The sequence below is a fragment of the Salinifilum aidingensis genome (assembly GCF_054782015.1).
In genome coordinates this window covers 104884-127635 of the sequence record NZ_BAAGTH010000001.1, presented here as the reverse complement: position 1 = coordinate 127635, position 22752 = coordinate 104884, and the positions used below count along the sequence as shown (strand labels likewise).

Here is a 22752-nt window from a genome sequence, read left to right as displayed (position 1 = left end):
GAGTGGGGATCAGTTGCGGGGGTGTGGATCATTTGAGGGCCAAACGTGTGTGGACGGCTTCCAATTTTCATGAAAATTGCGCTCTCTGGAACGGTTCCAGTCTGCGCCGAGCGGGCTGCGGCAAGTGGAGCGTGCGCACCTCGCCCGCGAGGGGTGCGGGAAGACCGCGGAGAAACGTCCCGCCTGGGGGCGGTGTGAGCCGGGACTGATCGGCGTGGCACGTCCGCGGGGGCGGGGGCGGGCCGTGATTCCATCGGAGGCATGCGCCGGACCGCACCTCTGCTCGTACGCACGCCGCACGCGCGCGCCGCGGGGCCGGGTGGTGCCGCCGCGCGGGAACCGGCCGCGCGCCGCGTCCTCGACCACGCGGAGGGGCCGCTGCGCGTGCTCGGCGGGCCCGGCACCGGCAAGAGCACGCTGGCCGCGCGGGCCGCGGCCGACCGCGTGACCCGCGCCGGGGTCTCGCCGGAGAACGTGCTCGTGCTCACGGCCAGCCGCTCCTCCGCCGAGTGGATGCGCGGTGAGATCACCCGCGTGCTCACCGAGGCGGGCACCCGGCCGCGCACCACGCCGGAGCCGCTGGCCCGCAGCGTGCACTCCTACGCCTTCGCCGTGCTGCGCAACCGGGCGGTGCGCGCGGAGCAGGCGCCGCCGAAGCTGCTGACCGGCGCGGAGGAGGACCACCGCATCCGCGAACTGCTGCGCGAGCACATCGACCAGGGCGCCGCGGTCTGGCCGGAGTCGCTGCGCCCGGCGCTGGGCGTTCCCGGGTTCGCCGTGGAGCTGCGGGACTTCCTGCTGCGCGCCACCGAGCGCGGCATCGGCGAGCACCGCCTCGTCGAGCTCGGCGAGCAGCGCGGCTGTCCCGAGTGGACAGCAGTGGGGAGGTTCGGCGCCGAGTACCGCGAGATCGCCCGGCTGCGGGAGCGCACCGGCAACCAGCCACCGGAGTACGACGCGGCCGAGCTCATCGGCGCCGCGCTGGCCGCGTTCGACCAGGACCCCGAGCTGCTCGCCGAGGAGCGGCGCCGCGTGCGGTACGTCGTCGTCGACGACGCCCAGCACCTCGACGAGCAGCAGTACGAGCTCGTCCGCAGGCTGCGCGAGACCGCCGCCGAGACGCTGCTGTTCGGCGACCCCGACCAGGCGGTGTACTCCTTCCGCGGCGCCGAGCCGGAGCTGATCAAGTCCGACGAGGTCCCCACCGAGGTGCTCGCGACCGACCACCGCATGGCCCCGGCCGTGCGCACCGCGGTGGGTCGTCTCGCCGCCCGCATGTCCGGCAGCGGCCCGCAGCGGCAGCTGACCGCCCCGCAGGAGACCCCTGCGTCGGAGACGGCCGCGCAGGGGACCGCCGACTCCGGCACGGTGCGGGTGCGGTTGCTGGCCACCGAGGCCCAGCAGGCCGCGTGGGTGGCCGACCAGCTGCGCCGCGCGCACCTGCAGCGGGGCGTGCCGTGGTCCGAGATGGCGGTGGTGGTGCGCTCGCTCGGGCACACCCTGCCGGTGCTGCGCCGCGCCCTGGTGGCCGCCGGCGTGCCGGTGAACGTGCCCAGCGACGACGTGCCGCTGTCGCAGCGCGGCGCGGTGCGCCCGTTCCTGCGGCTGTTGCGCTGCGCCGCGCGGCCGGACGCGCTGGACGCCGACACCGCCGAGGAGCTGCTGTCCTCGGTGCTCGGCGGGGCCGATCCGCTGGCGCTGCGCCGGCTGCGCCGCGGCCTGCGGCGGCTGGAGCTGGCCGCGGGGGGCAGCCGCCCCAGCGGGGAGCTGCTCGTCGAGGTGCTGCAGGACACCGACCGCCTCGTCGGGCTTCCCGACGCGGCCGCGGCGCCGGCCCGCCGCCTCGCGCGGTTGCTGCACGAGGCCCGCGAGTCGGTCACCGCGGGCGCGCGGGTGGAGGAGGTGCTCTGGCGCGCGTGGCGCGCGAGCGGCCTGCAGGACGCGTGGCTGGAGGACACCGAGCGCGGCGGGGTGGCCGGTGCGCAGGCCAACCGGGACCTGGACGCGGTGGTGGAGCTGTTCGACGAGGCCCGCGGCTTCGACGAGCGCTGGTCCGGCCAGGACGCGGCGGCCTTCGCCGACGAGCTGGACGCGCAGCACATCGCCCGCGACTCGCGCGCGCCAGCCGCGCCGCGCGACGACGCGGTGCAGGTGCTCACCGCCCACCGCGCCGCCGGTCGCGAGTGGACGGTCGTGGCCGTCCCCGGGGTGCAGGAGGGCGTGTGGCCGAACCTGCGGCAGCGCGGCTCGCTGCTGGGCATCGAGCGGCTGCTGGACACCTTCCGCGGCGACGAGGGCGCGGTGTCGATGACGGCGCCGCTGCTGGCGGAGGAGCGGCGGCTGCTGTTCGTCGCGGCCAGCCGCGCCCGTTCCCGGTTGCTGGTCAGCGCGGTCCGCGGGGAGGAGGAGCAGCCGTCGCGGTTCCTCGACGAGCTCGACGGCACCGATGCCGAGGACGAGGTCGAGCCCCGGCCGGTGACCCCGCCGCAGCGCGGGTTGTCCGCGGGCGAGCTGGTCGGCGAGCTGCGCCGCGCCGTCTGCGACCCCGAGTCCGATCCGGACCGGCGGGAACGCGCCGCCACCCAGCTGGCCCGCCTGGCCCGCGCCGGCGTTCCCGGGGCGGATCCGGGCAGCTGGTACGGCCTGGCCGAGGTGTCCAGCCACGACGCCCCGGTCGGCGAGGACGAGCCGGTGCGCGTGTCACCGTCCACGGTGGAGCTGCTGCGGCAGTGCCCGCTGCGCTGGCTGCTGGAGCGGCACGGCGGCCAGGACGGCGCGGAACTGGCCGCGGTCACCGGCACGCTCGTGCACGAGGTGGCCCGGCTGGCCGCCGAGGGCAGGGACCCCGAGGAGCTGCGGCGCGCCCTCGACGAGGCGTGGAAGTCGGTGGACGCGGGCGCGCCGTGGTTCTCCCGCAAGGAGCGCGAACGCGTCGCCGGGATGGTCGAGGCGTTCCTGCGGTGGATGGCCGAAACCCGCGGCGAACTCACCCAGCGGGGCGTGGAGCACGACCTGGACCTGCAGCTGCCGCCCCGCTCGGACGGGGGGCCGTGGCTGCAGCTGCGCGGCCGGGTGGACCGGCTGGAGACCGACGCCTCCGGCCAGGAGGTCATCGTCGACATCAAGACCGGCAAGTCCCCGATCAGCAAGAACGACGCCGAACAGCACCCGCAGCTGGCCGTGTACCAGTTGGCGGCCGCGCTCGGCGCGTTCCGCGCGGAGGAGGGCGGCGCCGCGCCCGGCGGGGCGCGGCTGCTCTACGTCGCCAAACCCGACCGGGCGGGGGTCGCCACCGAGCGCGTGCAGTCCGGGCTGGACGACGAGCAGGTGCACCGGTGGCTCGACGAGGTGCACGCGGCCGCCGAGTCCAGCACCGGCCCCGGCTACGTCGCCTACGAGAGCTCCGACTGCTCGCGGTGCCCGGTGCGCGCGAGTTGTCCGCTGCAGGGAAGGCAGGTCGCGGAGTGAGCCAGCAGGTCAGCCCCCAGCGCATCGCCCAGGCCCTCGGGCTGCCCTCACCGACCGAGGAGCAGGCCGCGGTGGTCGCCGCCGAACCGCAGCCGGCGCTGGTCGTCGCCGGCGCGGGCGCCGGCAAGACCGAGACCATGGCCGCCCGCGTGGTGTGGCTCGTCGCCAACCAGCACGTCGAACCGGAACGCGTGCTCGGCCTGACGTTCACCCGCAAGGCCGCGCGGCAGCTCGCCGACCGGGTGCGGGCCCGGCTGCGGCGGCTCGCCGGGTCGGGCCTGCTCGACGAGGTCGACCCGAGCCGGCAGCTGTCCACCGCGGTGCTGGCCGCCGAGCCGACGGTGCTGACCTACCACGCCTACGCCGGGCGCCTCGTCGCCGAGCACGGCCTGCGCATCCCGGTCGAACCGGGTGCGCGGTTGCTCACCGGCACCGCCGCGTGGCAGCTGGCGCACCGCGTGGTCGCCACCTGGACCGAGGACCTCGACACGGACCGCATCCCGGCGACGGTGACCCAGTACGTGCTGTCGCTGGCGGGCGAGCTGGCCGAGCACCTCGTCGAACCGCAGCAGGTGCGCGCGCACGCCGAGGAGCTGTGCCGGGTCGTGGAGAGCGCGCCCCGGGCCAAGGGCCAGCGCGCCGACCTGCCGCAGGAGCTGCGCAGGGTCACGTCCGCGCAGCGGCTGCGCGCCGCGCTGCTGCCGCTGGTGGAGGAGTACGCCCGCACCAAGCGCCGCGAGGGCGCGATGGACTTCGCCGACCAGATGTCCTTCGCCGCGCGCCTGGCCCTGCAGCACCCGGAGGTCGTGGCCGGCGAGCGCGCGCGGTTCGGTGCGGTGCTGCTGGACGAGTACCAGGACACCGGGCACGCCCAGCGGGAACTGCTGCGCGCGCTCTACGGGCGGGGCGATCCGCTGCCGGTGACGTCGGTGGGCGATCCGGTGCAGGCGATCTACGGCTGGCGCGGGGCGAGCGCGGCCAACCTTCCCCGGTTCAGCACGGACTTCCCGCACCTGCGGCAGGGGCAGCGCCCGCCCGCACCCCGGTACGGGCTGGTGACGAGCTTCCGCAACCCGCCGGAGGTGCTGCGGCTGGCCAACGCCGTCTCCCAGCCGCTGCGCGAGTCCGGTGTGGACGTCCCCGACCTGCGGGCGCGCCCGGACGCGGACGCGGGCGACGTGCAGCTGGCGCTGGCCGAGGACGTGCGGCAGGAGCGCGAGTGGGTGGCCGAGCAGGTCGCCGCCCGGTGGAAGACGGTCACCGACGAGCAGGGCGCCCCGCCGACCACGGCGGTGCTGGTGCGCCGCCGCGCGGACATGGCCGACATGGCTGCGGCGCTGCGCGCGCGGGGGCTGCCGGTGGAGGTCGTCGGGCTCGGCGGTCTGCTCGACGAGCCCGAGGTGCGCGACCTCGTCTCCGTGCTGCGGATGCTCGTGGACCCGCTGGCGGGCACCGCGGCGATGCGAGTGCTCACCGGTTCGCGCTGGCGCCTCGGCGCGGCCGATCTCGTCGCGCTGCACGACCGCGCGCGGGAGCTGGGCACGCGGGTGGACCCGCCGGCGGACGCGGACGCCTCCGCGGCGGTGACGGCCGCGCTGCCCGGGGAGAACGCCGAGCAGAGCGGTCTGGTCGACGCGCTGGACGACCCGGGCGAGCCGGAGCGCTACTCCGCGGCGGGCTACCGGCGCGTCCGCGAGCTCGGCCGGGAGCTGGAGCGGCTGCGCGGACGGCTCGACCGGCCGCTGCCGGAGCTGGTCGCCGACGTGGAGCGGGAGCTGCGCCTGGACATCGAGAGCACCGCGCGCCCCGGGACGGCCGGCCGGGTGCAGCTGGACGCGTTCGCCGACGTGGTCACCGAGTTCGCCACCGCCAGCCCCGCTGCGGGGTTGTCGGACCTGCTGCACTACCTGGACGCGGCCGAACGCGCCGAGGACGGGTTGGAGCCGGGCGAGGTCGAGGTGGCCGCCGACCGGGTGCAGGTGCTGACGATGCACGCCGCCAAGGGCCTCGAGTGGGAGGTGGTGGCGCTGCCGCACCTGGTGCGCGACGTGTTCCCCGCGCGGCGGAAGGGCTCGTGCTGGCTGCGCTCGGTCACGGAACTGCCGGCCCAGCTGCGCGGCGATGCGGTGGACCTGCCGCGGCTGGACACGGCGCAGCTGTCCGGTTTGGACCGCAAGGAGCTGCAGGCGCGGCTGTCCGAGCACGACGAGGAGTTCGAGGACCGGCGGCTCGCCGAGGAACGGCGGCTGCTGTACGTGGCGCTGACCCGTTCGGAGCGGGTGCTGCTGCTGTCCGGCCACTGGTGGGCCGAGACCGGGGAGAGGCCCAAGGGGCCGTCGGAGTTCCTCACCGAGCTGGCCGAGTTGTGCGGCCCCTCCGGCGAGGTGCAGCAGTGGGTTCCGGCTCCGGGGGAGGAGGCGGAGAACCCGCTGACCGCGGAGGTGCGCAGCGCGCGGTGGCCCGCCGACCCGCTGGAGCACCGGCGCGCCGCCGTCGCCGAGGGCGCCGAGCGGGTGCGCCGGGCGATGGCGCGGCTCGACGCCGGGGAGGAGGCCGTGCCGGGCGAACGGCCCCTGCCGGAGGAGCCGCCCCCGCCGGAGGAACCCCCGCTGGAGGAGCCGCAGGCGGAGGAGGAGCCGCCGCTGGACGAGCCGCCGCCGGAGGAGGAACCGCCGCTGGACGAGCCGCCCCCGCCGGAGGAGCCCCCGCTGGTGGAGCCGCAGGCGGAACCGGCCGCGCCCGGCGGTGCCCCGCACGACGCGGAGCTCGACGCGCCGCCGGGACCACCCGAACCGCCCGCGGAGGGCGGTGCGCCGGCCGAACCGCCGGAACCGGTCGGTCCGGGCGGGGACGCGGACGATCCCGAGGGCTGGGCGCACGACGTGGACGTGCTGCTGGCGGAGCGCTCCCGCGGTCGGCGCCGGGAGCGGGTGCGGCTGCCGGAGCGGTTGTCGGTCAGCCAGCTCGTGGAGCTGGCGCGGGACCCGGACCGGCTGGCCGAGCGGCTGCGCCGGCCGCTGCCGTTCCCGCCGAACCGGGTGGCGCGCCGGGGCACCGAGTTCCACGAGTGGCTGGAGAACCGGTTCGGCTCGAACGCGCTGCTGGACCTGGGCGAGCTGCCGGGCGCGGCCGACGACGCCGCCGAGGAGGGCGGCGAGGACGTGGAGTTCACCGAGCTGCGGCGAGCTTTCGAGCGCAGCGGGTGGGCCGACCGCACGCCGCACCGCGTGGAGGTGCCGTTCGAGACGCGGCTGGCCGGTGTGCTCGTGCGCGGGCGCATGGACGCGGTCTTCGCCGATGCCGACGGCGGCTGGACCGTGGTCGACTGGAAGACGGGCCGGCTGCCGGAGGGCGAGGAAGCCCGGCAGTCGGCGGTGCAGCTGTCCGCGTACCGCGTGGCGTGGTCGGAGCTGTCCGGCACGCCGCTGGAGCGGGTGCGGGCCGCGTTCCACTACGTGCGCGCGGAGCGCACGGTGCGTCCGGAGGAGCTGCTCGACGCCGAGGGGCTGGCCGAGCTCGTGCGGGACGTGCCGGACGAGAGCGCTGCGGACGGGAGCCCTGCGGACGGGAGTACTGCGGGCGAGGGGGCTGCGGGCTGGGGCACCGCGGAACCGGAACCGCCGGACGAATCTCCTCTCACTCGTTGGAGTGGACGAGCTTGAACCGGCGGTGGGGCGGTGACGAGTATGCATCGCGATGAGCACCGCGATGGGGACCCAGACAGGCACGGCATCCGACTACCCGTGGAAGCTCCAGTCGCCGCCGGGCACGCCGGTGGACCTGGACGCGAACGTGCTCGCCATGCGGGTACCGCTGGTTCGGGTGCGGTGCGAGGAGAGCGGCACGTGGACCTGCGCCGGACCCGACGCGGACGAGGCGTCGTGGCAGCGGACCACGCTCTCGGCGGTGGTGACCGCGTGGCCGCACATCGCCGCGCTGTCCAACATGGAACCCGGCGGCAGCGTGGTGTGGTCGTGGCCCGAGATGGGCTGGGCCGATGAGGACGGCTGCACCTGCGGCGAGTGCCCGCGGCCGGTGGCCACGGACGTCGACCGCACGGCCTGGCCGGAGAACCTGCAGCCGGACACGGTCGTCAGCGTGGAGAACGTGGCGCTGACGGGGCAGACGCCGCTGGTGGACATCCTGCACACGCAGGGCGGGATCGCGCTGATCGGCGAGGGCGACCACCGGCGCACCGTGGACCTCATGTCCCCGGTGGCGATGGCGAACGTGGTCCGGCGCTGGCCGCACACCGTGCAGGCGCTGCGGATGCTGCAGGAGCTGCGCGGCATGCGGTGGAACTTCGACGAGCTCAACTGGCGCGAGTACCGCCTGGCCTACTGACCGGGCCCGCGCGCTGCCGCGTTCCGGACCCGGCGGAGCGCCGCGTGCCCTGTCCTCCGGCTGATGACGAACTTCCCGTCCGAGTGGTGCTGGCGGCGGTGGTGCCGGACGCCGTCGCTGGCCGGCCGTCGCTGTTGCCGGACGCGGTGCGGTGGGTCGTGATCGCCCTCGGGGCGCTGGGGTGCGCGGTGAACGTGGTCGAGCTCGTCCGCCGCGGGCGCCGCGGCACGTGACGCGGCGGAGCGCAGCACGGCGAGCGCCCCCGGCCGCGGTGGGCGCTCGTTCGCTGTGGGTGGCTGCCCGGGGTCCGCTGGTCCTGGCAGGCGGCCGGGCTCCCGAGGGCTCGCCGCCGGGCTCGCTGCGCGGCCGATCCGCGGACTGCCTCGCTCAGACGTTCTCGGCGAGCTGCGGCTGCTGCTCGAGCAGCTTCGAGTACAGCACTTCCAGCATCCACCGGCCGAACAGCGAGGTGCCGAACTCGGCGGTGCGGTCCTGCGGTTCGAGGGCGAGCTCGGCCGGGCCGCTGCCGGTCGCGTGCAGCACGCCCACGCCGTAGTAGTCCAGTTCCATCATCTGCCAGGCCACGTACGGGTGCGCCCAGGGCAGCACCACGGCGCACGGGGCGAGGGTGAGCAGCGTTCCGCACGCGCTCAACGCGTTCTCGACCCGCGCGGCCGGCACGAGGATCCCGACCAGTTCGACGGCGGCGACGGGGATGCGGCCGGACTCGGAGCCCGAGCGGAACGAGGACGGGTCGAGCTCGGGACCCCACCCGTGCGCGCGGCGCCACCGGTGCACCTCCGGGCAGATCCCGGCGACAGCGGCGAAACGCGCTCCGAACACTTCCAGGTTCGCGACGAGGTGGCCGTCCCAACCGAGGGCACGGGCAGCGTGTTCCAGCTCCTGCACCGGGGCATCGTATGCCGTCACCGCGGCGTAGTGGTAGGAGGGCGTCCACTCCGCCCCTCGCCGTCCTCGGGCTGGAACAGGTTTGGCGCGGTATGATCGCCGCGGTTCGCGCGGCATGCCGGTCCCCGGACGTGGTCGGGAGGGGTGGTCATGGCCAGACGGCGCTCGCGGCGCGTGCCGGGCGTCCTCCTGCGCGGCGCCGGTCAGGCCGCCGACCAGCTCACCGCCCGCCCCGACTACGCGCTCGTCGGCACGGTCCGCATCCCGGCGCACCACCGCGCCGGCCCGCTGCGGGCGATCCTGCGCCGCGTGCTCGGCGCCCTGGTGGCGCTGGCCTTCTGCGTGGTCGTCGTCTACCTGGAGCGCGACGGGTACTCCGACGGCGGCACCGGCGGGCCGCTGAGCCTGCTGGACGCCTTCTACTACTGCACCGCATCGCTGTCCACGACCGGCTACGGCGACATCGTCCCGGTCTCACCGCAGGCGCGCCTGGTCAACGCGCTGTTCATCACACCGATGCGGGTGCTGTTCATCGTGGTGCTCGTCGGCACCACGCTGGAAGTGCTCACCGAGCGCTCGCGGCAAGCTTTCCGGATCCAGCGCTGGAGGTCGAAGGTGCGGGACCACATCGTGGTCGTCGGGTACGGGACCAAGGGCCGTTCCGCGGTGAACGCGCTGCTCGGCGAGGACATCTCCACCGCGGACATCGTGGTGGTGGACACCGACAACGCCGCGCTGGAATCCGCGGTCGCGCTCGGGCTGGTCACTGTGACCGGTTCGGGCACGCGCGGCGACGTGCTGCGCCTCGCCGGGGTGCAGCACGCGCGCGCCGTCGTCGTCGCCACCGAACGCGACGACACGGCGGTGCTGGTGACGCTGACCGCGCGGGAGCTGGCCCCGAAGGCGCAACTGGTCGCCGCGGTGCGGGAGACGGAGAACGTGCACCTGGTGCGCCAGTCCGGGGCGGACTCGGTGGTCGTCACCAGCGAGACCGCGGGGCGGCTGCTCGGGGTGGCCACGACGACGCCGGCGGTGGTGGACATGTTCGCCGACCTGCTCACCCCGGAGCGCGGGTTCACCCTGGCGGAGCGGCCGGTGCGGCGCGAGGAGGTCGGTGCCTCGCCCACGCGGGTGAGCGAGATCGTGCTCGGCGTGGTGCGGCGCGGGCAGCTGCACCGCGTGGATGCCTCCGAGGTGGCCGAGCTGCAGCGCGGCGACCGCCTGCTGTACGTCTGGCGCGGCGAGCCGCACGAGACGCCCGCCCAGCAGGCGGAGGAGCGGCGGGAGGAGTGACCGCCGGTCGTGCGGGCCGCTGCCGGGCACCTCCGGCGCGGCTCCGCGCCGAGGCACCGCCCGTTGCCGCGGGGGTGCCGGCCCTGCGTGGAAAGCCGCGGATGGACCCGTTCCTCGCGGCGTGTCCGCCTCCGGCGGGGGTGCGGGACGCGGCTCTCCCGTGCCCGCGCGGGTTCTGGGAGTATCGATCGGGTGAGGCACTCGGGTTCGGCTCCGTTCGCGTCGATCCTGCTCCTGCTGGGCCTGATCGGTTTCGCCGTGCTCGGAGCGGTGGTGGCGCCGACCGTCCTCGCCCCCTCGCGGAACTTCGCGGAGTGGCAGCGCGTCGAGGCCAGGGTCGTGCGCACCGCCCCCTGCGCGCAGCAGGCGAGCCGGGGCGACGTGGTCGCCTACCACCTGGCCGGGCGGACCCGCACGGCGCGCTTCGACGGCTGCGGGCACGCGGAGGGGACCGCGCTGTCCGTGCTCGTCCCGCCGGACGCGGAGCGGGCGGCGCGCGCGGGCGGCGGCCCGTCCGGGCAGGTCACCGCGGTGCCCGCCGGTGCGGAGGCGGGTTCCGCCGAGGAAGACCTGGCCAGGCGCCTGACCTGGGTGCTGCTGAGCCTCGCCGCGGCCGCCGGTTCCGGTTTCGCGGTGCTGCTGGGGCACGCGCGCCGCTGACGCTCCTGGACGTTGCGCCGTGCCGCTGGTGCCGAGCCGTCGCTCCCGGGGACGCCGCCGCAGCAACGCCGGTCCCCCCGCTCTTGTGGCGCCGATCATCGGCCACTACTCTCGCGCGGACCGAACGCCCCGAGGAGGACGCCGATGCGTCGGCTGCTCGCGCTGCTCGCCTCCGCGCTGCTGGTCGGACTCGCCGCACCGGCGGCGGCGTCCACCCCCTCCGGGGGCGGCCCCTCCGCCCCCGACGAGGAGCTGCCCGTCGACCACAACTACGCGAACGCGCTCGCGTACGCGGCCGCGCACCCGAACGGGCCCCCGCCCGGTGCGAACGACTGGGCCTGTCGCCCCGCGCCGGAACACCCGAATCCTGTGGTGCTGGTGCACGGTTCGATCGAGAACATGGCGCAGAACTGGTACGCGCTCGCACCGCTGCTGCGCAACGAGGGCTACTGCGTCTACGCCCTCAACTACGGGCAGGAGGAGGGCGCGCCGCGCGTCGGCTTCCCAGGCGCCCACCCGCCCGGCGGCACCGGTCCCGTCGAGCGGTCGGCGGCGGAGCTGTCCGCGTTCGTCGGCCGCGTCCGCGCCTCCACCGGCGCCGATCAGGTCGACATCGTCGGGCACTCCCAGGGCGGGATGATGCCCCGGTATTACCTGCGTGAGTTGGGCGGTGCGGTGGAAGTGGGCAAGCTTGTCGGCCTGTCGCCCTCGAACCACGGCACCACCGTGTTCGGAATCGGTCGGCTGCCCGGGGTCGACGCGGTGCTCGGCGCCGGGCTGGGCCCCGCGTTCCGGCAGCAGATCGCCGGATCCGACTTCCTCGAGCGGCTGAACGCGGGCGGGGACACGGTGCCCGGTGTGGATTACACGGTGATCCAGACCCGGTACGACGAGGTCGTCACCCCGCACACCTCGGCGTTCCTGGAGGGGCCGAACGCGCGCAACGTCCTGCTGCAGGACGGTTGCCCCGCCGACCGCTCCGACCACCTGGCGTCGCCGTTCTCCCCGCGGAGCGCGGCCTTCGTGCTCAACGCGCTGGACCCGGAGCACCCCGTGCCGGTGCCGTGCGAACCGGTGGCGCCGGTCGTCGGCAGCTGACTGCCGCACCCGCTGGACCACCCTGGAGCGTTGAACCGGCGCGCCGTGCGCGGAACCCGCTCCGGCGGTGGCTCACCGCACGGCGGCCTCCGCGGCGTTCCACGTGTTGCACTCGGTGATGCGGTTGGCGTGGAAGCCGCGCTCGGCCCACTTCTCGTTACTCGCCAGCGAACCGTGCGTGCGTCCCTCGTTGCCCTGCTCGTCGCCGCGGTTGCTGGCGTCGCGCAGCGCCGGGAAGACGTGGTCGTTGCTGAGCCCGCCGTTCTGCAGCGCGGCCAGCGCCATGCCGCCGAAGCAGGTGGCCTGCAGCTCGGAACGGCGGCTGAGCGCTTGGCCCTCGGCCGTGTCGTAGCCGCCGGCGTCGGCCACGGCCTTGTTGTAGGCCTCGCTGATCCCGGCCATCCCCTGCACCGCGTGGCCGTACTCGTGCGCCAGCTGTCCCAAGTAGACACCGGGTTCCTGCTGGCCCTCGATCTCCGGGTAGTACCGGGCGGTCATGTAGATGGTGTGGTTGTGCGAGCAGTACATCGCGGTCTCGTTCCACTCCCGCTGACCGCAGGGGGTCTCGACGCTGCTGGCCGTGGTGACGACGGTGGCCGCGTCGGTGGGGAGTCCCGCCTCCCGCAGCGCCGGTGCCCACATCCGCTGCAGGCAGGGGACCGCGGCCTGGTAGAAGGCGTCCTGGCTCGCGGGGTCGGTGTCGAACGGCGGGAGGTCGCACGGGGTGTTGACCGCGCCGTTGCCCGCGATGTTCAGCGGGTTGTCGCCGAGCGCGGGCACGGGTGCGGCCGGTGCCCGCGCGGTGGTCGGACCGGTGGTCCGGTTTTCCGCGCTCCTCGGGGATTCGGCGTTCGGCGTGTCCGAACGGGACTCGAGCTCGCTCTCCTCGAGCAGCGGGTTGCTGCCGGGGGATGTGCTGGCTTCCGGGAGGGCCGGGGTGTCCGGGCCGCCTGCGGTGGCGGAGCCGCTGCGGATGACGGTGGTGGCGACGGCGCCGAGGGTGCCGGCGAACAGCAGCATGGCCGTGGCGGCGAGCAGGGCGACGACGGGACCGCGCGTGCTGGAGCGCTGGGGTCCGCCGTGGGGCGGAGTCCTGCGCGGCGGGGTGCCCTGCGGAGGAGGGCCCTGCTGAGGGGTTCCGCGCGGCGGGATGCCCTGTTGCGGTGTGGCCTGTTGGGGAGGTGCGCCCTGCTGCGGTGCGCCCTGCGGCGGGGGCGGTGCGGCGTGCCGATCCGGGTGGCGGTCCGGCGGCCAGGGCGGCTGGTTCATGCGTGGGCTCCCCGAACACCGGCGGACGGCGGTGCGCCTCGACCGGCCACGTCGCTGAACTGTCGTATCGCGGTGGGGAGCGTACCGTGATCGGCCCGCGCGGTGGCCCCGTGCGGGCCGATTCGCGCCGTTCTGCCGCGCCGCCGCTGGTCCGCGCGGTGTCGGATGCATCACCGGTTGGTGCAACCCGCCCCGTAATGCGGACTTTCCTCCCGTATCGGGTGGGCATTTCCCGGGAAATGCCCACCCGCGCGGGGCGATCGAGTGAGGAGGAACCACCTCCCGGGTGAGTTCCGCGTCCGGGGCGCGGCGGACACCGGGGCGGGTGCGTCGGCCGCGGACGGGTGGGGAGGGGCGGTGTCAGTAGTCCCAGACGTGGCCGACGAGGCGTTCGGCCTCGGCGGTCGCCGCGCAGGGCGGGCAGCGGTCGGTGACGTGCGCGCTCGGCGGGGTGCGCCCGGCCGGCGTGCTCGTCGGAACCTTGATGGCCTCGCCGCACAGCGTCGCCACCGATTCCCCGGAGAACACCGCGCCCGGCAGGGTGCGCGTCGCGTGCCGGATGCGCGTGCCGCTGCCGACGATCCAGAACACATCGCTGAAGTCATCGCGAAACACGTCGAAGGTCATTCGTTCGGGTCCTTCTGTAGTTCTCTCAATCCTGTTGCGCTGTAAGGAAGTTAGAGCTGTTTCGGTGATTCATCCACGAGCGAAACGTTGCGCATGTGGTGAAACGTCCTGAAACAAGCTGAAACACCGCGGAGTGCGGACGAGGGAGCAGGAGGTCAGTCGTGCGGGAGAGTCGTCCGCTGTTTCACGTGCGGGTGGGTGCGGAGCTCCGGAATCTCCGGAAGGCGCAGGAAATGACCACCCGATCGGTGGGTGAGCAGTTGGGAACGAGCGCCGCGTGGGTGTCCAGAACCGAGAACAGCTCACGTATCCCGGGCGAGGACGAAGTGCGTGCGTTGTGCGCGCTCTACGGTGCCTCGGAGCAGGCGTGCCAGGAACTCGTCGACAAGGCCCGCGGGGAGGACAGCGCGTCCATGGACCTGCCCTCCGGTGACGAGTACACCGATCAGCTCGCCAACATCATGCTGCTGGAGACGCAGGCGCGCACCGTCACCGAGTTCGAACTCGCGCTGGTGCCGGGTCTGCTGCAGACAGCGGGTTATGCGCGTGCCGTTTTCGCGACGGTGGAGCGTTCCGAAGCCGAGCTGGAGCGGCGCGCGACGACGCGGTTGAGCAGGCAATCGTTGCTGACCCGGCCGAACGGGCCACAGTTGTGCTTCCTGCTCGACGAGTTCGTGCTGCACCGGAGGATCGGTGGCCCTTCCGTCATGCAGCGGCAACTGCGCACCGTGCTGGACGGCAGCGAGCTCCCGAACGTGCACGTGCGCGTCCTCCCCGCCTCTGCTGGAGCGCACGCCGGACTGGACGGGCCGTTCGCGCTGTACGAGTTCGCCGCGCTCAACACCTACGTCTACCTGGAGAACCGCCAGGGTGGGATATTCCTGACCGACTCCCGCGTCGCGCGGAACTACGTGCGGGCGCGGGACGAGTTGTGGCGGCAAGCCCTGGACGAGGAGGGCACGCGCGAGTTGATCGCGGAGCTCATGGAGAGGCGGGCATGACCGAGGTGCGGTGGCGCAAGAGCAGCAGGAGCGGTTCGGCGACCAAGTGCGTCGAGGTGGCCTTCGTCGGCGGCGGTGTGCGGGTGCGGGATTCGAAGGACCGGGCCGGTGCGCGGTTGGCGGTGGAGCAGCGGTCGTGGCGCGGCTTCGTGGATGCGCTGCGCACGGGCAGGTTCGACGTGGACTGAGGCCGGATCTGCGGCCGGTGTGCGGCCGTTCGGGTGAGGTGTGATCCGTTGGAAATGCCGGGAACCGTCCCCGCGGCTGCACGCGTCCCGTTAGAGTGTGCCCGACTTGCCAGGAGCGGGTGCACTGTGAAGGGGTTGCCATGAGCGAAGGTGGTGGCTTCGAGGGGTCGAAGCAGGCTCTGGGGGAGGTCAGCAAGCAGACCGGCTGGATCAACGAGCAGGTCGGGGCCGGCAAGCTCCGGCTCGATCCCGAGGCCGCCGAGAAGGCGGCGAAGCGGTGCCGGGACGAGGCGGATGCGCTGGCTGAGCTACGCGGTAACAACCAGATGATTGCACGTGTCGAAGGTCTGGGGAACTATCCGGACGGCAAAGCTTTGCAAGAGCGCTTCGTGCAGAAGGCGACGGATTCCGAGGCCGGGGCGCTTCCATTGCTGGAGCAGATGGAGGCCGAGCTTCGCAAGCTGGCCGAGGCGTTCGAAGGCGCGGCGAAGGATTACCGTGCTACTGACGAACAGGCCGCTGGAGATATGCAAGGTGGGTTGCGACAGTGAACAGGATCGCTCGTTCGGTGCTGGGTATGTCGGCCGGTGTGGTGCTGGCCGGGGTGTCGGCGTGTGCGACACCGCTTGGGGGGTCTGAGTCTGAGCAGCCCTCGGAGAACGCGCAGCAGTCGAAGGCGCTGGAGCGTTTCGATCCGTGCACGTTCTTCGAGTCGGATGAGCTTAACTCGTGGGGGCTTCCGCCTGGGGAGGGGAAGGATTCGACGCAGGTATCCTGGGAGCCGTCCTGCCGTTGGTCCGGTGACGAGAAAATCATCGACTTCAGCAAGAACGTCGAAGAGACGGTGGATTCGTACAAGCAGAGCGGTAACTGGGAATCGTACGAGAAGCAGCAGATCGCGGGACGTTCGGCCGCGGTCGCACAGGTTCCTGGTGCTGGTGACGGTGGCTGCAACATCCTCGTCGATGCTGGTGGTGGCGTTGCGATTTATCAGGTCACCCTCAAAACTACTTCTTCTGCGGATCCGTGCCAGGAGCTGAAGAAGATCGCTGAAGCCACGGCGGCGCGGTTGCCGGAGTGACCGGGGTGCGGGTGTCGGGATTCTGCAGCGCGGCCGGTGCGGTACCGGTATCGCTCGTCGGGTGATGCGGGTCGACCCCAGCACCGATCTCCCTTCCCGTTCAGCGGAAGGGGGCCCGCCCCGGGACGGGTGCGAGTCGGGTCCGCTGCGCACAACGCTGTGGTCCGCTCCGCTCCACTCTTGCCGCCGCCGTGGCGGAATCCTGACGAATCGGTTGATTCGTGTGACAGGGGATCAGCCGGGATCGTAAGGTGTTGCACGCGCTCGACCAGGAGGTGGTGCACCGGGGCCGGCCTGTCGGGCGGCATCAGGTTCGGACGGTGCGTGCGGCCGCTGGGGTGGTCGCCGGGAACGACGAGGGGGTCAGGCCGTGGGGGTCACCGAGTTCTTCAGCGATACGGGCCGGAACATCCACGACGGCGGAGCCAGGCTCTTCGGCTACGAGAGCTTCGCGGAGGCCGACCGCAAGGAGCAGGCGCAGCAGGCCGAACAGGCGCACCAGCAGAACATGAACCAGCTGCAGCAGCGCAACCGCGGTCTGCAGGAGGGCGTGGAGGGTTACGACTCGCCCGCGGTGACGCAGCGCGTCAACTGGGAAGGCTACAGCCACGCGCAGATCTACCAGACGAACCAGGACTCGATCGAGGCCGGCAAGGTCGGTCAGATCGCGGACGCGTGGAAGAAGCTCGGCAAGGGTGTGGCCGACCGGGGCCCGCAGTTCTCCCAGGACATGGACAAGATCCTCGGCGGCAGCTGGGAGGGCGAAGCGGGCGAGGAGGCCAAGAGCGCGTCCAAGCCCGTCTCCGACTGGATGACCGGCACCGGCAACGCCGTCCACATGACCGGCAACAACATGCAGACCACCGGCGACGGCGCCGGTGAGGCCAAGAACATGGTCGGCGAGCCGGAGGGTCACAACGCCTGGGAATCGGGCCTGAAAACCGCGGTGAGTCCCGTGATGGGCGGTGCCGACGCGCTCGGCCAGATGGAGCGGCGCCAGGAGGAGGAGAAGGCCGCGCGCCAGACCATGGGTAACGTCTACAGCCCCACGGTCACCCAGGTGGACCAGCAGATGCCCACCTACCGCAAGCCGGACGGCACCGCGGTCGAACCACCCCCGGCGCAGCCGCAGGACTCCACGAACTGGGGCGGTGGTGGCGGCGCCACCACCGCGGCCAACGCGACGCCCGGTGGCCCCGGCGGCACGTCCAGCGTCCCCGGCGGCTCCTACCCGGGCACGCCCGGAACTGGCGGTCCCGGGAGCAACACGCCCTCGACTGGCTACCCCGGCGTTCCGGGGTCGACCACCCCCAGCACCTCGGCACCCGCCTCGACGGCGATGCCCGGTGCCCCGGGCGGTCCCGGCGGTGCGGCCACCCCGGGCGGAGGCGGCACGCCCGGCGGTGGCGGCGCCGCCGGCGGCGTGGTCGGCACGCCCGGCGGTGCACCCGGCGGCAAGTCCGGCGCCGGCACCGGCCCGGGCGGGCGCTCCGGCGTCGGCAACGGCGCCAAGACCGGCGCGCCCGGCGGTGCGGGAACCGCGGCGGGCCGCGGGGCGGCCGGCCGCGGAGCCATGGGCGGCATGGGCGGCCGCGGCGGCCAGGGGCAGGGCGAGGACGACGAGCACGAGCGCCCCTCGTGGCTGGAGGAGAACGAGGACGTGTGGTTCAACGACATGCCGAAGACCGCCCCGCCCGTCCTCGGCGAGTGACCGCGTCCGCGCCGTTCCCGGCGCAGGAACGCGCCCGGTGCGCCGGCCGCGCCCCCAGCGGCCGGCGCACCGGGATGAACCGCTTTCAGAGCGGTGCGCCCGTTGCGGGCGGGTAGTGGGGAGGGACCTCCCGCACGTCCCGGCTTCCCCGCCGCCCTCCCGAGGCGGTGGAGCATCGAGCAGCGACCTGCACCACGTCCCTCCCGGCTGCCGCGCCGATGCGGGAAGCGGGAGTCGAAAGCCCCGGTCGACGCCCGCGCGGCGCCGCCCGGGCCGCCGCGCGATCAGGAGAGAGGAAGCAGACACCGTGACCCAGCTGGGACGCTGGCAGCTGCCGCCCGTGCACCTCGACGCCGTGCTGACCTACCTCGGCGTCGAGGACCTCACCCTCCCGCTGACCACCCGCTCCCAAGGCCACACCGTCGAGCAGTGGGCGCGGACCGTGCAGAACGAGATCGGCAACATGACCGCGAGCGGCGTCCTCGTCGACGACGAGGTGGAGCCGAACCTGGCCGCCGCGCTGCGCGCGCTGGCCAAGCCCCACCTGTGGGCCGATTCGATCTGGTACCCGGACGCGGGGCAGCCGCACTGCTGGCGCACCGTCGCGGCGATCACCGAGGGCGAGCGGGGAACCCGCGTCGTGCTCGGCGTGCAGCCCCCCGACGAGGACCCCCAGCGCGGCGGGCCGCTCACCGTGGAGGTGCACGAGCGCGTCACCGCGGCGGAAGTGCTGCTGCCGACGCTGCCGCCCGCGCCGAAGGGGCAGCACCCCGCGGTGCGCGTGCCGCCGGCCGAGCTGGAACCCCGCCGGGGGCCGGGTGAGGGCGAGGAGCCCGACGGCTTCATGCGACCCGCCGCGTCCGGCAACCGGATGCGCAGCGGGGACCGCCAGGTGCAGCTGGCGAAGCAGATCGCCGGGCTGCCGCGCGTGCGCGTCGGCCAGTTCGCGGTGAACAAGCGCGACCAGCTCGGCAAGCGGCATCGCTCGTCGATCGCGGCGTGGTTCGACACCCCCGAGCCCGACGGGCGCTACCTCAACCGCGCCGAGCGCGGCAGCACCGGCGAGGAGCTCGCCGCGTTCGTGCCCGCCGACGCGCGGGAGATCGGCAACCAGGTGGAGAGCATGCTCAAACAGCTCGGCTGAGCGCGTGCTCCCTGCGCAGCGCAGACCCCCTGGCGTGTGATGTGTGCCACAACGCCGCGGGTGCTCCGGCGGGAGCGGGCGCGCAGCGTTCATCCGCCCGGGCTCGTTCGCCCGGGTGGATCGTCCGGGGGTTGTACGAAACCCCCGCGCTCGGACGTAGGCTGCGGGCATGGTCGACCCCCAACTGCATCGCGTCACGCTGCCCAACGGGCTGCGCGTGGTGCTCGCGCCGGACACCACCCCGGGGACGGCTCCCGTGGTGGGCGTCAGCGTGCACTACGACGTGGGTTTCCGCTCCGAGCCCGAAGGGCGCACCGGTTTCGCCCACCTCTTCGAGCACCTCATGTTCCAGGGCAGCGAGAGCCTGGAGAAGCTCGCGCACTTCCGCCACGTGCAAGGCTCCGGCGGGATCTTCAACGGCTCGACCCACCAGGACTACACCGACTACTTCCAGGTGCTGCCGACGCAGGCCCTGGAGCGGGCGCTGTTCCTGGAGGCCGACCGGATGCGCGCGCCGCGGCTGACGGAGGAGAACCTCCGCAACCAGATCGACGTCGTCAAGGAGGAGATCCGGCTGAACGTGCTCAACCGGCCCTACGGCGGGTTCCCCTGGATCCTGCTGCCGCCGGTGCTGTACTCCACGTTCGCCAACGCGCACAACGGCTACGGCGACTTCACCGACCTGGAACGGGCCACGGTGGACGACTGCGCCGCGTTCTTCGACAGCTACTACGCGCCGAGCAACGCGGTGCTGACCATCGCCGGCGAGTTCGACGTCGACCACGCGGTGGAGCTGGTGCACGAGCACTTCGGTGACGTGCCCGCCCGCGAGGTGCCGCCGCGGCCCTCGTTCGGCGAGCCGCACCTGGCCGCGGACGCGCGCGAGCAGCGCACCGACCCGCACGCCCCGCTGCCCGCGGTGGCGCTCGGCTACCGGCTGCCCGACCCGGTGGCGGACCCGGACGGCTACCTGGCGCACGTGGTGCTGGCCGCCGTGCTGTCCGAGGGCGACGCCTCGCGGCTGCAGCAGCGGCTGGTGCACCGCGACGAGCTCGTCGTCGACGTGCACGCCGGCGCCGGGCTGATGGGCGCGCCGCTGGACGCGCGCGACCCGGACACGTTCACGTTCACCGCGATCCACACCCCGCAGGTGGAGGTGGACCGCGTGGTCGGGGCGATCGACGAGGAGCTGGACCGGTTGTCCGTGGACGGCCCCAGCGCCGAGGAGCTGCACCGGGTCACCGCGCGCTGGTCGGCGAGCCTGCACCGGGAGCACGACCGCGTCATGTCCCGCACGCTCGACCTCGGCAGCACGGAGCTGCTGCACGGGCGCGCCGAGCTGGTGTCCGAACTGCCCGGCCGGGTCGCCGACATCACCCCGGGGGCGGTGGCCGCGGCGGCGAAGTCGCTGCGCGGGGACACCCGGGCCGTGCTGGAAATCCGACCCGACGAGAGCACCGCAGGAGGTGCGGCATGAGCGCAACGCACCGCAGCGCCGAGGAGATCGGCCGGACGCCGGAAGGCCCGCGCCCGCTGCCGCCGCTGGAACAGCCGCGCGCGCACGACGCTCCGGCCACAGTGGACACGGTGCTGGACAGCGGGCTGCGCGTCATCGCCGCCCGGCACGGATCGGTGCCGATGGTGGAGCTGCGGCTGCGCATCCCCTTCGCCTCCGACGACGCGCTGCACCCGGCCCGGGCGGAGGTGCTGGCCGACTCGCTGCTGACCGGTGCGGGTGAGCGCGACCGCGTGCGCATGGACACCGACCTCGCCGCGGTCGGCGGTGACCTGCAGGCCGGGGTCGACCCGGAGCGGCTGACGCTGTCCGGCAGCGCCCTGTCCGACGGGACTGACACGCTGCTGGAGGTGGTGGCCGACGCGCTGACCGCCCCGGCCTACCGGGAGGACGAGGTCGCCGCCGAGCAGACGCGGCTGGTGGAGCGGATCACCGTCGCGCGTTCGCAGCCGCGGGTGATCGCGCGCGAGGAGCTGCAGCGCCGCCGCTACGGCGACCACCCGTTCGTGCGGGAAGTGCCGCAGGTCGAGGACGTCTCCCAGGTCACGCCGGAGGCGGTGCGCCAGCTGCACCGGCGGTCGGTGCTGCCGCGCGGTTCCACCCTGGTGCTCGTCGGCGACCTCGATCCGGAGGAGGCGGTCTCCCGCGTGCAGCGGGCGTTCGCCGGGTGGAGCTCCGCGGAGGCCGCGCGCGAGATGCCGGACCTGCCCGCGGTGCAGGGCGGTGACCTGCGGCTGGTGCACCGGCCGGGTGCGGTGCAGTCGCAGCTGCGGTTCTCCGCCGAGGCCGTGCCGCGCACCGACCCGAGCTACCCGGCGGTGCAGATCGCCAACCTCGTCTTCGGCGGCTACTTCTCCTCCCGGCTGGTGGAGAACATCCGCGAGGACAAGGGCTACACCTACGGCGCGCACTCCACGTTCGAGTTCACCCCGAGCGGTGCGACGCTGCTCGTCGACGCGGACACCGCCAGCGAGGTCACCGCGGCGGCGCTGCTGGAGGCCCGCTACGAGTTCGGGAAGATGGCGGTGCAGCCGCCGACCGAGTCCGAAGTGGACTCGGCTCGGCAGTACGCCATCGGAGCGCTGTCCACATCGACCTCCTCGCAGTCCGGCCTCGCTTCGATGCTGTCCACGATGGCCGCAGGCGGTCTGGGCGTGGAGTGGTTGACGGGGCATCCGGACCGGCTGCGCGCGGTGACGCGCGACGATGTGGCCGAGGCGGCGAAGTTGTTCGGCCCCGCGAGGTTCACCGGGGTGGTCGTCGGCGATGCGGACCAGCTCGCCGATCAGCTCCGGTGCCTGGGAGGGGTCGAGCTGCCGTGATGAGCGGAACCGATGTCGGTGCGGAGTTCGAACTGGACACCGCACCGCTCCTTTCTCGGTCCACAGTGGATCGCAGGGAAGAGCTGCGCGACTCCGCCGCGGGCGCCGCGGAGCTGTGGCGCGGGGGGAGGCTGCTGCAGGTGGACCGGCGCGGGCGCGCACCCGTGACCGCGTGCGCCGACGGCGGCGTCCGCCTGCGCTACGACCGCACCGAGGAACTCGGTGCCGAACCCGCGCCCGGGGCGGTGCTGCTCGGCGCCGAGGACGGCACCGGATACTGGGCCGCGCGGCCCGGCGCGCAGGCCCCGCAGGGCGAGTGGCGGGACCTGCGCACCGCGGGGGCGCTGCTCAGCGACACCGAGGCCGGGCTGCTGACCACGGCCGTCGGCCTGCTGGGCTGGCACCAGCGCGCCGGCTACTGCTCCGTGTGCGGGGCGTCCACCCGGCCGGACCGGGCCGGGTGGGTGCGCGTGTGCAGCGGCTGCGACCGCGAGGAGTACCCGCGCACCGACCCGGCGGTGATCTGCCTCGTGCACGACGGCGCCGACCAGGTGCTGCTGGCGCGGCAGCCGGTGTGGCCGCCGCAGCGGTACTCCGTGCTCGCCGGGTTCGTCGAGGTCGGCGAATCGCTGGAAGCCTGCGTGCGCCGCGAGGTCGAGGAGGAGGTCGGCGTGCGCGTCGACCGCGTGCGCTACCTCGGCAGCCAGCCGTGGCCGTTCCCGCGCTCGCTGATGCTCGGCTTCGCCGCCGTCGCCGACCCGTCGGTGCCGCTGCGACCCGCGCTCGGCGAGATCGAGGAAGCGCGGTGGGTGCACCGCGACACGGTGCGCGCCGCGCTCGACTCCGAGACCGGCGCGGTCGACGGCCTGCTGCTGCCCCCGGGCGTGTCCATCGCCTACCGCATGCTCCGCGGGTGGGCACTGGGCGGGTGACGTTGGGAGGGCCTGCGGATCGGCTCGCGCAGCGAGTCCGGTGGGTCGGTCCGCGCGCCGGGGCAGGAAGGGGCTTCGCCGCTTGCCCGGCGGAGCGATGGGTCACGCGAAAATCCACCGCACCCGGGTGGAACGCGGTCTCGTGGCGCACACCGCGCCGGGGTGCGCGCCCGCGTGCGGGCGCGGGTC

At 73.9% G+C, this 22752-nt stretch carries 19 protein-coding genes; 16 read left to right on the top strand and 3 right to left on the bottom strand.

Annotated features, from left to right (window positions below):
* The first annotated feature begins 261 nt into the window (after positions 1–261).
* The 4 genes from ACYVJE_RS00610 (at position 262) to ACYVJE_RS00595 (ending at position 8045) form a co-directional block, all read left to right on the top strand.
* Positions 262–3468, top strand: a complete 3207-nt coding sequence (locus ACYVJE_RS00610) for an ATP-dependent helicase (protein ID WP_461142783.1) — start codon at positions 262–264, stop codon at positions 3466–3468.
* A complete protein-coding gene (locus ACYVJE_RS00605) occupies positions 3465–7130 on the top strand; it encodes an ATP-dependent helicase (protein WP_461142782.1) in 3666 nt (1221 codons plus the stop codon). The genes ACYVJE_RS00610 and ACYVJE_RS00605 overlap by 4 nt, the downstream gene beginning before the upstream one ends.
* A gap of 46 nt (positions 7131–7176) precedes the next feature.
* Positions 7177–7812: a hypothetical protein gene (locus ACYVJE_RS00600; protein WP_459158480.1), complete on the top strand. Its 636-nt coding sequence runs from the start codon at positions 7177–7179 to the stop codon at positions 7810–7812.
* Between the two features lie 86 nt (positions 7813–7898).
* Positions 7899–8045, top strand: a complete 147-nt coding sequence (locus tag ACYVJE_RS00595; RefSeq protein WP_461142781.1) for a hypothetical protein — start codon at positions 7899–7901, stop codon at positions 8043–8045.
* A gap of 154 nt (positions 8046–8199) precedes the next feature.
* Here ACYVJE_RS00595 and ACYVJE_RS00590 read toward each other — a convergent pair whose 3' ends face one another.
* Positions 8200–8721 (bottom strand): hypothetical protein, encoded by a 522-nt coding sequence (locus ACYVJE_RS00590; protein WP_459158482.1) that lies wholly within the window; start codon positions 8719–8721, stop codon positions 8200–8202.
* Between the two features lie 150 nt (positions 8722–8871).
* On the opposite strand from ACYVJE_RS00590, the gene ACYVJE_RS00585 reads away from it, so the two are divergent.
* The 3 genes from ACYVJE_RS00585 (at position 8872) to ACYVJE_RS00575 (ending at position 11772) form a co-directional block, all read left to right on the top strand.
* Positions 8872–10014, top strand: a complete 1143-nt coding sequence (locus ACYVJE_RS00585) for a potassium channel family protein (RefSeq protein ID WP_461142780.1) — start codon at positions 8872–8874, stop codon at positions 10012–10014.
* 192 nt (positions 10015–10206) lie between these two features.
* Entirely contained in the window at positions 10207–10674 is a 468-nt protein-coding gene (locus tag ACYVJE_RS00580; RefSeq protein ID WP_461142779.1) for a hypothetical protein, read from the top strand.
* A 144-nt stretch (positions 10675–10818) separates the two neighbouring features.
* Complete coding sequence (locus ACYVJE_RS00575; RefSeq protein ID WP_461142778.1) at positions 10819–11772, top strand: esterase/lipase family protein; 954 nt, start codon at positions 10819–10821, stop codon at positions 11770–11772.
* 72 nt (positions 11773–11844) lie between these two features.
* Here ACYVJE_RS00575 and ACYVJE_RS00570 read toward each other — a convergent pair whose 3' ends face one another.
* Positions 11845–13041: a neutral zinc metallopeptidase gene (locus ACYVJE_RS00570; RefSeq protein WP_461142777.1), complete on the bottom strand. Its 1197-nt coding sequence runs from the start codon at positions 13039–13041 to the stop codon at positions 11845–11847.
* Positions 13042–13401: 360 nt separating this feature from the next.
* Positions 13402–13668, bottom strand: a complete 267-nt coding sequence (locus ACYVJE_RS00565) for a hypothetical protein (protein ID WP_461142776.1) — start codon at positions 13666–13668, stop codon at positions 13402–13404.
* 161 nt (positions 13669–13829) lie between these two features.
* Between ACYVJE_RS00565 and ACYVJE_RS00560 the strand changes: the two genes are divergently transcribed.
* From ACYVJE_RS00560 to nudC, 9 genes are all read left to right on the top strand, one after another.
* Positions 13830–14669 (top strand): helix-turn-helix domain-containing protein, encoded by an 840-nt coding sequence (locus tag ACYVJE_RS00560; RefSeq protein ID WP_461142775.1) that lies wholly within the window; start codon positions 13830–13832, stop codon positions 14667–14669.
* Entirely contained in the window at positions 14666–14857 is a 192-nt protein-coding gene (locus ACYVJE_RS00555; RefSeq protein WP_459158488.1) for a DUF397 domain-containing protein, read from the top strand. The genes ACYVJE_RS00560 and ACYVJE_RS00555 overlap by 4 nt, the downstream gene beginning before the upstream one ends.
* A gap of 140 nt (positions 14858–14997) precedes the next feature.
* Positions 14998–15408, top strand: coding sequence for a hypothetical protein (locus ACYVJE_RS00550; protein WP_461142774.1), 411 nt, complete (start codon positions 14998–15000; stop codon positions 15406–15408).
* Positions 15405–15938 (top strand): DUF3558 family protein, encoded by a 534-nt coding sequence (locus ACYVJE_RS00545; RefSeq protein WP_461142773.1) that lies wholly within the window; start codon positions 15405–15407, stop codon positions 15936–15938. Before ACYVJE_RS00550 ends, ACYVJE_RS00545 begins: the two co-directional genes overlap by 4 nt.
* Before the next feature lie 370 nt (positions 15939–16308).
* Positions 16309–17649 (top strand): PPE domain-containing protein, encoded by a 1341-nt coding sequence (locus tag ACYVJE_RS00540; RefSeq protein ID WP_461142772.1) that lies wholly within the window; start codon positions 16309–16311, stop codon positions 17647–17649.
* A gap of 307 nt (positions 17650–17956) precedes the next feature.
* Complete coding sequence (locus ACYVJE_RS00535) at positions 17957–18793, top strand: ESX secretion-associated protein EspG (protein WP_461142771.1); 837 nt, start codon at positions 17957–17959, stop codon at positions 18791–18793.
* A gap of 169 nt (positions 18794–18962) precedes the next feature.
* Complete coding sequence (locus ACYVJE_RS00530) at positions 18963–20270, top strand: M16 family metallopeptidase (RefSeq protein ID WP_459158493.1); 1308 nt, start codon at positions 18963–18965, stop codon at positions 20268–20270.
* On the top strand, positions 20267–21631 hold the full coding sequence (locus ACYVJE_RS00525) for a M16 family metallopeptidase (protein ID WP_459158494.1): 1365 nt from the start codon (positions 20267–20269) through the stop codon (positions 21629–21631). The genes ACYVJE_RS00530 and ACYVJE_RS00525 overlap by 4 nt, the downstream gene beginning before the upstream one ends.
* On the top strand, positions 21631–22563 hold the full coding sequence (nudC, locus tag ACYVJE_RS00520; protein ID WP_461142770.1) for an NAD(+) diphosphatase: 933 nt from the start codon (positions 21631–21633) through the stop codon (positions 22561–22563). Before ACYVJE_RS00525 ends, nudC begins: the two co-directional genes overlap by 1 nt.
* Positions 22564–22752 lie beyond the last annotated feature (189 nt).